Genomic DNA, 12,451 nt, shown 5'->3' on the forward strand with positions numbered 1-12,451 from the left:
TGCGTGCGGGCTGCCTTGTACGCCATACTGCTGCACCGATCGGCACCGAACAAGCGCTTTATCCACGCCATAGCCCATGGTGCATTGCCACTGAAACCAATAACCAACCGTTACGCATGAACTTGAAGGACAAAACCATTGCCATCATTGGCCTGGGTTACGTGGGCCTGCCACTTGCCGTGGAATTTGGCAAACATCGGCCCGTGTTGGGTTTTGACATCAACGCGGCGCGCATTTCCGAGCTGCAGTCGGGCCAAGACCACACGCTTGAATGCAGCCCCGCCGAACTGCAGGCCGCCACACAACTGCGTTACAGCAGCAGGCCAGAAGACCTCAAAGGGTGCCAAATTTTCATTGTGACGGTGCCCACCCCGGTAGACCAAGCCAACCGCCCCGACATGACGCCCCTGCGCAAGGCCAGCGAAACCGTGGGCAAGGCGCTCAAGCCTGGCGATGTGGTGATTTATGAATCCACCGTGTATCCCGGAGCCACTGAAGAAGTGTGCGTGCCTGTGCTTGAACGCGTGAGCGGGCTTCGCTTTAACCACGACTTTTTTTGCGGTTATAGCCCGGAGCGCATTGTCCCGGGTGACAAGGTCAACACTCTGACCACCATCAAAAAAATTACTAGTGGCAGCACGCCAGAGGTCGCCGACGCGGTCGATGCGCTTTACAGCAGCATCATTGCTGCTGGCACCCACAAAGCCAGTAGCCTGAAAGTGGCTGAGGCTGCCAAGGTGATTGAAAACACCCAGCGCGACCTGAACATTGCCTTGGTCAACGAGCTGGCAGTGATTTTTGACCGCCTGGGCATTGACACGCTGGATGTGCTGGAGGCCGCAGGCAGCAAGTGGAACTTTCTGCCCTTCCGCCCAGGCATGGTGGGTGGGCACTGTATTGGCGTAGATCCTTACTACCTCACCCACAAGGCTGAAGAGGTGGGCTACCACCCCCAAGTCATTCTGGCTGGTCGGCGCATCAACGACAACATGGCCCGCTATGTGGCGCGCAACACCATCAAACGCATGCTCAAGAATGGCCTGGACGTGCCGCGCTGCCGCATTGGCGTGCTGGGCATTACCTTTAAAGAAAACTGCCCCGACATCCGCAACAGCAAGGTGGTGGACATGGTGCGCGAGTTTGAAGCCTGGGGCGCCCAGGTGGTAGTGGCCGACCCCTGGGCCAACGCCGCCGAAGTGGTACACGAGTATGGTGTGCAACTAGGCCAGATTGATGCCGACCACCCTGTAGATGCGCTGGTGGTGGCAGTGGGGCACCACGAGTACCGTCATGCCACCCCGGCCGATTTGCGCGCGCTTTGCCGTGGGCCAAAGCCTGTGCTGGCAGACGTCAAGAGCCTGTACAACCGCCACCAGGCGGCGGCTGCCGGGTTTACCGTCTTCCGCCTGTAGTCGGGCGTTTTAGCTTCTAGAATTTTGTGCTTTTCGGCGGCTACCGCTTGTCCCTATTGGTTTTATTGCTATGAAAAAATTCACCCTGATTGGCGTTGCGGGCTACATTGCACCCCGCCATATGCGCGCCATCAAAGACACAGGCAACCTCCTTGCCGTGGCCTATGACATCAACGACTCGGTGGGCATCATCGACAGCATCTTTCCGCAAAGCGAGTTTTTTACCGAATTTGAGCGGTTTTATGAGCATGCACACCAGCTCAAGCGCAACCCAGCCACCGCGCTGGACTATGCGGCCATTTGCACCCCTAACCACCTGCACCACCCGCATATTGCGGCGGGGCTGCGCCTGGGGTGTGACGTGATCTGCGAAAAGCCCCTGGTTCCCACGCCCGAGTTGCTGGAGGAACTGGAACTGGTGGAGCGCGAAACCGGCAAGCGCGTTTACAACATACTGCAGCTGCGCCACCACGAAGCCATCCTGAAGCTGCGTGACAAGGTCGCTGCGGCCCCCACCGACACCAAATTCGATGTCGAACTGACCTACATCACCAGCCGCGGCAAGTGGTACATGGAAAGCTGGAAGGGCGACCCGCGCAAGTCCTTTGGTGTGGCCACCAACATTGGGGTGCACTTCTACGACATGCTGCACTTCATCTTCGGCAAGCTGCAACGCAACGTGGTGCATTACAGCGCCGAATCCAAGGCCGCGGGTTACCTCGAATACGAACGCGCCCGCGTGCGCTGGTTCCTGTCGATCGATGCCAACGACCTGCCCGACGAAGTCAAAGGCAAAAAACCCACCTTCCGCAGCATCGACATCAGCGGCGAACAGCTCGAATTCTCTGAAGGCTTTACCGACCTGCACACCACCAGCTACCGCGAAATTTTGGCGGGCCGGGGCTACGGACTGGCAGACGCGCGCCACTGCATCGAAACCGTCAACGTCATCCGCACAGCCCAGCCCGTGGCGGGCGCTGCGGGCGAAGTCCACCCCTACGTGGCAAGGTTGGCGAAGTGATGGCAGATACGACTTCGCCGCCCGCCACCTACACCGTTCACCCCAGCGCCATCGTCGATGAAGGCGCCCAGATTGGCGAAGGCTCCCGCGTTTGGCATTTCGTGCACGTGTGCGGCGGCGCCCGCATAGGCAAAGGCGTTTCGCTGGGCCAAAACGTGTTTGTTGGCAATAAAGTCGTCATTGGTGACCACTGCAAAATCCAGAACAACGTCAGCGTTTACGACAACGTCACATTGGAAGAAGGCGTGTTCTGCGGCCCCAGCATGGTGTTCACCAACGTGTACAACCCCCGCTCTCTCATTGAGCGCAAAAGCGAATACCGCAGCACCCTCGTTAAAAAAGGCGCCACCCTGGGGGCCAACTGCACCATCGTATGCGGTGTCACCATTGGCGAATATGCATTTGTGGGCGCTGGCGCTGTCGTCAACAAAGACGTGCCCGCGTACGCCCTCATGGTGGGCGTACCCGCCCGCCAGATTGGCTGGATGAGCGAGTTTGGCGAACAGCTGGACCTGCCCCTGCAAGGCCCTGCTGAAACCACCTGCCCCCACACCGGTGCCCGTTACGTGCTGGACGGCTACACCCTCACCAAATTGCCCGCATAAATCCCATCAAGCCATGGACTTCATCGACCTCAAAAGCCAATACCAGCGCCTGAAGGCAGACATAGACGCAGGCATTCAACGCGTGCTGGATCATGGCCAATACATCCTGGGCCCTGAAGTCGCAGAACTGGAAGAAAAGCTGGCCCACTACACCGGCGCCAAACACTGCATTACCGTGGCCAACGGCACCGACGCCCTGCAGATTGCCCAAATGGCACTGGGCATAGGCCCGGGCGACGAAGTCATCATCCCCGGCTTCAACTACATTGCCACCGCCGAAACCGTGGCCCTGCTGGGTGCCAAACCCGTGTACGTGGACGTGTGCCCCCGCACCTACAACCTCGACCCGGCCCTGCTCGAAGCCGCCATCACCCCGCGCACAAAGGCCATCGTCCCCGTGAGCCTGTATGGCCAGTGCGCCGACTACGACGCCATCAACGCCATAGCGGCCCGGCACGGCATCACCGTGATCGAAGACGCCGCGCAAAGCTTTGGCGCCACGTACAAGGGCCGCAAAAGCTGCAACCTGACCACCATTGCCTGCACCAGCTTCTTCCCCAGCAAACCCCTGGGCTGCTACGGCGACGGCGGCGCCATCTTTACCAGCGACGATGAACTGGCCAAGGTGATGCGCCAAATAGCCAGGCACGGGCAAGACAGGCGCTACCACCACATCCGCGTGGGCGTGAACAGCCGCCTGGATACCCTGCAGGCCGCCATATTGCTGCCCAAGCTCGCCATCCTCGACGAAGAAATGCAGCAACGCCAGCAAGTGGCCGAACGCTACAACGCCCTGCTGAACCAGGCAGGCATTGCCACCACGCCCCACATCGAAGCCCACAACACCAGCGCCTGGGCCCAATACACCGTGCAAGTGTCCCACCGTGACCAAGTGCAACAGCACCTGAAGCAATCCGGCATCCCCACCGCCGTGCACTACCCCATCCCGCTCAACCAGCAACCCGCCGTGGCCGACCCTGCCGCCGAACTGCCCGTGGGCGATGCCGTGGCGCAGCGGGTGATGAGCCTGCCCATGTACCCCGGGCTGGATGCCGCCACGCAAGAACGCATCGTGCGCGCGCTGTTGGCGGCCACCGCGGCATAAAAGCACGCCCATGCACCCCACACACACCTCCCGCAGCCCCTGCGCGCCCAGCATGCACCGCGCGCAATGCGTGCGTGATGTGAAAAGGGGGCCCAGATGCTGACGGCAGAAGCCATCAGCGCCCTGCTGCGCGCCGAAGAGGGCGAAACCCTGGAGTTCCAGGAGCTCTTTGGCGCCGACGTGATTGAAGCCGCCGTGACCTTTGCCAGCATCGGCCAGAGCATGGACGCACCGATCGAACCCCGCAAAACCCGCGCTGACCTGGATCTGGATGCCGTGCGCCGCTACATGCGCAACGCCACACAACAAGGGCGGCGCCATTTTGCCGAGCATGACGACCCCTGGCAGGTGCTGCAAAAGCTGGAGCTGGTGCAGTCCGACACCACAATCACCCGCGCCGCCATCCCGCTGCCCAATCTGGCCGTGCTCGATGAGGAAATCGCTCAGCGTCAGCAAGTCGTCGCCCGCTACGCTGCCTTGCTCCCTCACCCCCCCTACCTAGAACAACCTCACTGCCCCCGCGCGAAACCCTGCAAGCCAACCTGCACCAATCTATTGCCCTGGCGCGCAACAAACCGAGCGGGAATGCGTCATGAGCCCGCAAGCCCTTGCCCGCCACCTCACTAGCAGTAATCCCAATCGCAATGAGGATGCCGTATGCCTTGCGCATCCCATGCCAAATTGGCGCCTAGCCCTTTTCTAGCAAGCGTTTAAAGCTATAAAAAAATAGCTCAATCGAGCAATATATGCCCTCTCACACCTGTCAAGCCATGCCCACCTGCCACTCTGGCTGGCCACGCGTATCATGAGGAAGGCGCTGGTCAGCGTTTGCGTCATGTCCTCCACCGTTTGCCATCGTCAAAGTTGATGCTCCAGTCATTACCCATTTTCTGGCGACGATTTTTTATCGTCTTGACCGGAACCGGCCTCGCCCAGGTCATCCCACTGGCGGCGATGCCCATACTCACACGGCTGGTACCCCCCGCCGAGTTGGGTCCCTACTTCATCTGGCTTGGGGTCGTGACGGTTTTGTCCGTCATATTTTCTTTGCGCCTGGATGTGGCTGTTTTTAATACCCGCACCCCGCAAGAATTATCAGAACTACTACAAACATCGGTTATTTGTGCAGTCACTCTTGCGGGCCTTGCATATGTAGGGTTGGAAATTCTCAGCTATTTTTTACCGGAAATTTTCTTCCGATGGAATCTGAATCAATGGCGAATAGAGGCCTTGATATTGGCGACCGTCTGGTCTGTGAACATGGTTGCGCAAAATGCATACATTTATGGCGCACATTTCAAGCGCCAGGCCGTCGTCAAAGTGGCCCAGGCGGCAAGCGTTGCCGCAGCGCAAATCACCGCCGCATGGTCAGACTGGGGTGTGCAGGGCATCATCTTGATGCAAACCATTGTCACAGGGGTGATTGTGCTTTGGAATGCCATTGACGTGAAAAGAAAACTTAGACTTGAATTCTCTCCTTTCAATAAGGAGTATTTGAAAAAAACCTTTAGGGAGCACTGGCGTTTTCCGATTATTTCCATGCCAGCGGACTTCATAAGTTCATTGTCCGGGCAATTGCCGGTATTTTTGCTTGGTAATCGCGTTGGCGCAGCACCTGCAGGACAGCTCTCATTGACCAACAAAGCATTGGCAGCCCCCATGAAATTGTTAGCGGGGTCTATCCTAGCCGTCTTCAAGGAAGAGGCGGCACGTCAGTACCGAGAAACTGGACAGTGTCGCGATATTTTTTTAAAAACCCTCAAAGCACTGATACTGATTGGTATTTTACCGTTTACTGGTTTATTTTTTTTCTCTGGCGTACTGTTTGAGTTTGTTTTTGGCGCACAGTGGCGAGATGCGGGGGAGTACGCATCGATATTGGCCCCCATGTTTTTCATGCAATTTGTGAGCAGCCCCCTAAGTTATGTTTTGTACCTGGCAAATAAACAATTTTCAGATTTGATTTGGCAAATCGCAATGATTGCAATGACGGCACTTATTTTTATTTCTACAGAAAATGTCATTTTTGCTATAAAATTATATTCCTTGGGCTGCAGCTTTCTCTATGGATTATATATATATATATCCTACAAGCATGCAATATCAAAAAATATTCAAATCTGATTATCTATGATGGAAGTCTTATTTTGGTTTGTTTATGTTTTGACCCCGGTTTCAATCGGTCTATTGATGCGAATTGCGAAAGAGCGCGTACTTAGAATAAGCATCATTAGTGTCACGGTTGTGGCACTCTATTTGTTTTCAGTGGTTGGTATTTTACCGCTTTTTTATCAATGGGATGCCACAAGGGTTAATTCTGGCGTGGTGGATCAAGGACTTGTGTTGAATGTACTCTTATTTTCTTTTTTGAATATTAATTTTTTCTTAGTTGGCGTAATATTTGAAAAAAAAACTAGCAAGAGAAAATTAACTATGACTGCAAATTTTCTGGCAGCTAAGCCGCCAACAAAAAGGCAGCTGGTTATTTTGTTGATTTTTTTCTTGGTGAGCTTTTTTGTTTTTTTGAGTTACATTTCAAAATTTAACGAGCTGGCGATTTTTACTGCGATAAATTCTGGTGCGACTGATGCTGGGGTTGTGCGTAGTGAAATGAGTAATGATTTTTCTGGAAAATATCATTGGTATAAATTTTTCATGTATAGCGTTAGTCAATTTGTGGCGTATATATTGTTTGCAAATTGGATATGGAAAAGTGGACGCTTGAATTTTGTTTTATTTTCCGTCGCTTTCTTTTATGCGGCATTTGTGGCAATTGCTGCGGTAGAGAAGGCTCCATTATTGTGGTTTTTTGTTGGCTTGTACATGACGCATGCGCTTGTTAAAAACAATGGAATTGTAAAATTTGGAAAAATAGCACCTCTTTTGATAGTATTGACGGTTAGCTTAGTGTTGATGTATCAATATTTCATGGGTGCAGGGGATATTGAGGATGCGTTGGGTAGAATTATTTCAAGGGCTTTTTCTGGAAGTATTTCGCCGGCTTATTTTTATCTTGAATATTTTCCAGATGTCGCGGGTTATCTGTATGGTGCAACCATTCCAAATCCTGGAGGTATTTTGCCTTATACGCCAGTAAGGTATACAGTTGATGTAATGAACTGGGTGTTCCCATCGCTTGCCAGCCGTGGGGTTGTAGGGTCGATGCCCACCGTGTTTTGGGGTGAGTCGTATGCGAATTTTGGACCATTTGGTATACCGGTCATTGCATTTTTTATGGGATTAATTGTCTCAAAAATCAACTCTTACATTCTTGGAATGAGATTAAACGGGGTTATTGTTGGGTTTTATGTTTGGATAATTTTGGAGATAAAGAATATTTCTGAATCAGGCTTTGGTGCTTATATATATAATATTCAAATAATTTCGATGCTGTTCTTGGTGTTTGTGTTGTTGAGATTTGGCAGAAAAAATTAAATCTGAGGAAATTAAATGTATTCCCTCCATATCACCCTCACCGAACTGCGAAACGAAAGTCGCCTTCTCAAAGAGGCCACCTCCCTGGTGCAGTCAAAAACCATGGATGCGGTGCTCATAGCTGCCTTGCATGCTGACGGGTTGTTAAAAGATGAAAACTTTGGCCCGCAGATTCAAGCGCATCGATTTGCCTTGACGACGCGAAATTTTGGCAAGAATTTTTTGGTGCAACTCGTAAAATATTTCGAGTTCTGCTTTCGTGTATATGCCAGCCATAGAAAGAAGGGCATCAATTGCATCAATATTCACTCCTTGGGTCTTTTGCCCTTGGGCGTGATGCTTAAAAAATGCTGGAAAGCAAAACTGGTTTATGACACCCACGAGCTGGAAACCGAGAAAAGCGGTGACGCAGGCATGCGAAAAAAACTCGGCAAATGGCTTGAGCGCTGGCTGATCAAGCAGGTAGATATGACCATTGTGGTCGGCGAAAACATTGCCGATTGGTATGCCAATGAGTACGGCATCGCCCGCCCACTGGTAGTTTTAAATGCACCAAAAAAGCGAAAATTAAAAAAAACCAACCATTTCCGTGAACAGTTGGGCATCCGCGACGATCAAATCATCTTGCTCTACCAAGGCGGATTGGCCGTTGGGCGGGGCGTGCATTTGATTTTGGATGCCTTCAAGGCTCGGCAAGATGACAAGGTGGTTACTGTTTTTATGGGATATGGCCCGTTGCAGAAAGACATTCAGGCAGCCGCTGCGCAGCAGCAGAACATATTCTTCTACCCTGCCGTAGCGCCCCAGGTAGTACTGGAATACACAGCCTCTGCAGATTTGGGAATTCATTTAATTCAAAATAGTTGTTTGAATCACGACTACTGTATGCCTAACAAATTGTTTGAGTACGCCATGGGTGGTTTGCCGGTGCTGGTGTCAAATATGAAGGATATGTCAGAGCTGGTCAGCGAAAATCAAATGGGCGCAGTCATCAGCGATTTCTCTGCAGCGGGTATTAACCGGGCGATTGATGATTTCTTGAAGCAAGACTTGACGGCCATGAAGACCAACGCCTACCGCGTGGCCTGTCAACATGCTTGGGAAGTGCAGGAGCAGAAAATGTTGGCGGCATATCAATCCATTGGGTTTGACAGTCGCAATGCACAAGGGGCCAATCAATGATTGCCATCATTGATTACGACATTGGCAACATCGCCGCCGTGGTGAATATGTTGCAGCGCCTGGGGCAGCCATGCAAGGTGACGGCTAATACCACCGAGGTGGAGCAGGCCGAGCGCATCATCTTGCCGGGGAATGGTGCGTTTGATGCCTGCATGCACAATTTGCGCGCCAGCGGTTTGTTGCCCGTACTAGAGCGGCAGGTGTTGCAGCGCGGTGTGCCGCTGCTGGGTATTTGTGTGGGGGCGCAAATGCTGGGCAGTGGCAGTGCTGAGGGCGTAGCGCTTGGGTTGGGTTGGCTGGATATGCGGGTGGAGCGTTTTCCTGCACTGCCCGATTTGCGTGTGCCACATATGGGCTGGAATCATGTTGCGGCAGCGCAGGCAAATCACCCGTTAACGCAGGATATGACGGCTGATACGCGGTTTTATTTTGTGCATAGTTATTACATGCAGCCAAAAAATTCAGCAAATATCTTGTTAAGTGCGCATTACGGTATCGAATTTGCGGCGGGGGTGGTGCAGGGCAATATCGCCGGAGTGCAGTTTCATCCTGAAAAAAGTCACCGTTTTGGTAAGCAATTATTAAGCGCTTTTGCAAGGTGGGTGCCATGATTCAAGCGCGTGTAATTCCTTGCCTGCTGCTGCGTGGTAATGGTTTGGTAAAAACCAAAAAATTCAAAGATGCCGTGTATGTGGGCGATCCGGTGAATGCGGTCCGTATCTTTAGTGATAAAGAAGCCGATGAAATCGTTATCTTGGATATCGATGCCTCCCGCGAGAGACGCGAGCCGAATTACGAACTGATTGCCGAGATGGCAGGCGAAGCCTTTATGCCCGTGGCCTATGGCGGCGGGGTACGTAGCCTTGAGCAAATACGGCGTTTGATACGCTCGGGCGTGGAAAAGGTGGTGATCAACACTTTGGCTACTGAATCGCTCGATACCATTCGCGCCGCCGTGGAGGTGTTTGGTAGCCAAGCGATTGTCGGTGCAGTCGATGTGCGGCGCAAACTATTGGGTGGCTACACGGTAGTTGCCAAGTCTGCCACCGAAACCACCAAACTGAATTTGCAAGAGCATATTCAAAGCCTGGTGCAAGCGGGCGTAGGTGAGTTGCTGATCAACGATGTAGAGCGCGACGGCTGCATGGCGGGTTATGACATGGCGCTGGTGCGCAGCGTGGCGCAGGCACCGGTGCCCGTGGTGGTATGTGGCGGTGCGGGTACGCTGGAGCATTTGCGCGCGGCGGTGCTGGATGGCGGTGCCTCGGCGGTAGCTGCGGGCAGTATGTTTGTGTTCCATGGCAAGCACCGCGCGGTTTTAATTAATTACCCCAAGGCGCTTGAATTGGGCAAACTTTTTATTCAAGGATAAGAATTATGAATTATCAATGTTGCACGCGGTGCGTGATGGATACGACGGATCCAACCATTACTTTTGATGTGCAAGGTGTTTGCAACCACTGTCATCAATTTGAAGAGGTTACTCGCAAGAGGTGGTTCCCCAATGCAGAAGGGAGCCGGTTGTGGGCCGCGCATCTTGAAAAAATCAAAGCCGCAGGCAAAGGGCAGGAGTACGATTGCATTATTGGCCTAAGTGGCGGTGTAGATAGCTCGTATTTGGCTATCAAAGCGCACGAGTGGGGCTTGCGCCCGCTGGTGATGCATGTGGATGCGGGCTGGAACAGCGAATTGGCTGTCGCCAATATCGAGGCCATTGTGAAACATTGCGGCTATGACTTGCATACCCATGTAGTGGATTGGGAGGACATGCGCGATTTGCACTTGGCTTATTTGCGTGCTGGGGTGTCGAATCAGGATGTAGCACAAGACCATGCGTTTTTTGCTGGCCTATACCATTTTGCGACTAAAAATGGTATCAAGCACATTTTATCAGGTGGCAATTTGGCGACGGAAAGCATCTTTCCTGCGTCATGGCATGGTAGTGCAATGGATGCCATTAATCTAAAAGCCATTCATAAAAAATATGGTGAACGCAAGTTAAAAAACTACCAAACCATTAGTTTTTTTGAATATTATTTTTGGTACCCGTTTGTCAAAAAAATGCGTGTGCTGCGTCCTTTGAATTTTATGCCCTACGATAAAGAGCAGGCGCTCAAGGAGCTGCAAGAAACCGTTGGCTATAAACCTTACCCACGCAAGCATGGGGAGTCGGTTTTTACCAAATGGTTTCAAAACCATTATCTGCCAGTAAAATTTAATATGGATAAAAGACGGCCGCATTTGTCCAGCTTGATTGTTTCTGGTCAGATGACGCGCGCAGAAGCACTGCACAAGCTGGACGAGCCTTTGTACGACGCGGCAGAGCTCGAAATTGATGTGAATTACTTGTGCAAAAAATTGCGTATTTCTCGCGCTGAATTCGATGGATTTATGAAAACCAAAGTTCATGATTACTCCGATTTTGCCAATTGGGATGGATATTATAATTTTGCAAGGAACACCAAGAGAGTCGTGGCAAAAATAATTGGGCGCGATATAAAAATATCTTATTAAAAATCTTTGTGCGCCGATATGTCAGAATTGTTCAATAAAAAAATCGCCCACCTCACCTCCGCTCACGCCCGTTTTGACATCCGCATTTTTTTCAAGCAATGCACCTCTTTGGCCCAGCACGGCTACAGTGCCAGCCTGGTAGTCGCCGACGGCAAGGGCGATGAGATCAAAAACGGCGTAGCTATCTACGATGCGGGTGCGTCCAGGGGGCGGTTGGATCGCATGCGCCACGCGCCGGGGCGGGTGTTGGCAAAGGCGCTGGCATTGGATGCCGATATTTACCACCTGCATGACCCGGAATTGATCCCCATCGGCCTGAAGCTGAAAAAGGCCGGCAAGAAGGTGATTCTTGACGCGCATGAGGATGTGCCCAAACAAATCCTGGGCAAGCCTTATTTGAATAAACCTGCCAAGCGCGTGGTGTCCAAGGTCTTTGCGGCATATGAGCGCTGGGCCTGCCGCAAGCTGGATGCCGTCATTGCAGCGACCCCCTTCATCCGCGACAAGTTTGCCGCCATGGGCGTGCGCACGGTGGACATCAACAACTTCCCGCTGCTGGGGGAACTGTCCAGCGGTGCGGTGGATTGGGCGGGCAAGAAAACCCAAGTGTGCTACGTGGGCGGCATCGGGCGCATGCGCGGCATTCTGGAGGTAGTGCAGGCCATGGGGCTAGCGAGCAGTGGGGCGCGGTTGCAACTGGTAGGGGCGTTCAATGAGCCTGTGGTTGAAGCTCAGGCGCATGCCAACGCAGGCTGGCAGCAGGTGAATGCGCTGGGCTTTCTGGGGCGCAAAGATGTGGCGCAGGTGCTGGCACGTGCGGTTGGTGGTTTGGTTACGTTTCTGCCGGCACCCAATCACATTGACGCCCAACCGAACAAGATGTTTGAGTACATGAGCGCAGGCGTGCCTGTCATCGCTTCGCACTTTCCCTTGTGGCGCGAAATCGTGGAGGGCAATGATTGCGGCCTGTGTGTCGATCCGCTGGATCCGGCAGCAATTGCACGCGCTATTGACTATTTGGTGACCCACCCCAAGGAGGCCGAGCGCATGGGGCGCAACGGCCAGCGTGCGGTGCAGGAAAAGTACAACTGGGGCATGGAGGAGGCCAAGTTGCTCCAGCTTTATGAAGATTTGAGGTAACGGTTGATTGGTAAAAAAAGCCTTTAGCGCTCATCCA

The 12,451-nt window shown here is 52.9% G+C and carries 12 protein-coding genes; all 12 read left to right on the forward strand.

The window, feature by feature from the left end:
* Window positions 1-116: 116 nt before the first annotated feature.
* Window positions 117-1,412 carry a nucleotide sugar dehydrogenase gene (locus GWK50_RS04510; RefSeq protein WP_162015497.1) on the forward strand — a complete coding sequence of 432 codons (1,296 nt, stop codon included), beginning with the start codon at window positions 117-119 and terminating at the stop codon, window positions 1,410-1,412.
* Between the two features lie 70 nt (window positions 1,413-1,482).
* Window positions 1,483-2,433 carry a Gfo/Idh/MocA family oxidoreductase gene (locus GWK50_RS04515; protein WP_162015498.1) on the forward strand — a complete coding sequence of 317 codons (951 nt, stop codon included), beginning with the start codon at window positions 1,483-1,485 and terminating at the stop codon, window positions 2,431-2,433.
* Complete coding sequence (wbpD, locus tag GWK50_RS04520) at window positions 2,433-3,038, forward strand: UDP-2-acetamido-3-amino-2,3-dideoxy-D-glucuronate N-acetyltransferase (protein WP_162015499.1); 606 nt, start codon at window positions 2,433-2,435, stop codon at window positions 3,036-3,038. Before GWK50_RS04515 ends, wbpD begins: the two co-directional genes overlap by 1 nt.
* Before the next feature lie 13 nt (window positions 3,039-3,051).
* On the forward strand, window positions 3,052-4,143 hold the full coding sequence (locus tag GWK50_RS04525) for a DegT/DnrJ/EryC1/StrS family aminotransferase (protein ID WP_162015500.1): 1,092 nt from the start codon (window positions 3,052-3,054) through the stop codon (window positions 4,141-4,143).
* A 96-nt stretch (window positions 4,144-4,239) separates the two neighbouring features.
* Window positions 4,240-4,770, forward strand: a complete 531-nt coding sequence (locus tag GWK50_RS19620) for a hypothetical protein (RefSeq protein WP_197905081.1) — start codon at window positions 4,240-4,242, stop codon at window positions 4,768-4,770.
* A 240-nt stretch (window positions 4,771-5,010) separates the two neighbouring features.
* A complete protein-coding gene (locus GWK50_RS04535) occupies window positions 5,011-6,267 on the forward strand; it encodes an oligosaccharide flippase family protein (protein ID WP_277950290.1) in 1,257 nt (418 codons plus the stop codon).
* A 6-nt stretch (window positions 6,268-6,273) separates the two neighbouring features.
* On the forward strand, window positions 6,274-7,578 hold the full coding sequence (locus tag GWK50_RS04540; protein WP_162015502.1) for a hypothetical protein: 1,305 nt from the start codon (window positions 6,274-6,276) through the stop codon (window positions 7,576-7,578).
* Window positions 7,579-7,593: 15 nt separating this feature from the next.
* Window positions 7,594-8,760, forward strand: coding sequence for a glycosyltransferase (locus GWK50_RS04545; RefSeq protein ID WP_162015503.1), 1,167 nt, complete (start codon window positions 7,594-7,596; stop codon window positions 8,758-8,760).
* Window positions 8,757-9,371, forward strand: coding sequence for an imidazole glycerol phosphate synthase subunit HisH (gene hisH, locus GWK50_RS04550; protein WP_162015504.1), 615 nt, complete (start codon window positions 8,757-8,759; stop codon window positions 9,369-9,371). Before GWK50_RS04545 ends, hisH begins: the two co-directional genes overlap by 4 nt.
* A complete protein-coding gene (locus tag GWK50_RS04555) occupies window positions 9,368-10,132 on the forward strand; it encodes an AglZ/HisF2 family acetamidino modification protein (RefSeq protein ID WP_162015505.1) in 765 nt (254 codons plus the stop codon). Before hisH ends, GWK50_RS04555 begins: the two co-directional genes overlap by 4 nt.
* 5 nt (window positions 10,133-10,137) lie before the next feature.
* On the forward strand, window positions 10,138-11,274 hold the full coding sequence (locus GWK50_RS04560) for an N-acetyl sugar amidotransferase (RefSeq protein WP_162015506.1): 1,137 nt from the start codon (window positions 10,138-10,140) through the stop codon (window positions 11,272-11,274).
* Window positions 11,275-11,280: 6 nt separating this feature from the next.
* On the forward strand, window positions 11,281-12,414 hold the full coding sequence (locus GWK50_RS04565; RefSeq protein ID WP_347339492.1) for a glycosyltransferase: 1,134 nt from the start codon (window positions 11,281-11,283) through the stop codon (window positions 12,412-12,414).
* The last annotated feature ends 37 nt before the right edge of the window (window positions 12,415-12,451 follow it).

Source organism: Acidovorax sp. 210-6, assembly GCF_010020825.1.
GTDB classification, from domain to species: domain Bacteria; phylum Pseudomonadota; class Gammaproteobacteria; order Burkholderiales; family Burkholderiaceae_C; genus Simplicispira; species Simplicispira sedimenti.

Bases quoted from the DNA above. Each gene is read 5' to 3' on its own strand.
- GWK50_RS04560 (WP_162015506.1), top strand. From the start codon at position 10,138: ATGAATTATCAATGTTGCACGCGGTGCGTGATGGATACGACGGATCCA.
- wbpD (WP_162015499.1), top strand. From the start codon at position 2,433: ATGGCAGATACGACTTCGCCGCCCGCCACCTACACCGTTCACCCCAGC.
- GWK50_RS04545 (WP_162015503.1), top strand. From the start codon at position 7,594: ATGTATTCCCTCCATATCACCCTCACCGAACTGCGAAACGAAAGTCGC.
- hisH (WP_162015504.1), top strand. From the start codon at position 8,757: ATGATTGCCATCATTGATTACGACATTGGCAACATCGCCGCCGTGGTG.
- GWK50_RS04510 (WP_162015497.1), top strand. From the start codon at position 117: ATGAACTTGAAGGACAAAACCATTGCCATCATTGGCCTGGGTTACGTG.
- GWK50_RS04515 (WP_162015498.1), top strand. From the start codon at position 1,483: ATGAAAAAATTCACCCTGATTGGCGTTGCGGGCTACATTGCACCCCGC.
- GWK50_RS04535 (WP_277950290.1), top strand. From the start codon at position 5,011: ATGCTCCAGTCATTACCCATTTTCTGGCGACGATTTTTTATCGTCTTG.
- GWK50_RS04525 (WP_162015500.1), top strand. From the start codon at position 3,052: ATGGACTTCATCGACCTCAAAAGCCAATACCAGCGCCTGAAGGCAGAC.
- GWK50_RS04555 (WP_162015505.1), top strand. From the start codon at position 9,368: ATGATTCAAGCGCGTGTAATTCCTTGCCTGCTGCTGCGTGGTAATGGT.
- GWK50_RS19620 (WP_197905081.1), top strand. From the start codon at position 4,240: ATGCTGACGGCAGAAGCCATCAGCGCCCTGCTGCGCGCCGAAGAGGGC.
- GWK50_RS04540 (WP_162015502.1), top strand. From the start codon at position 6,274: ATGATGGAAGTCTTATTTTGGTTTGTTTATGTTTTGACCCCGGTTTCA.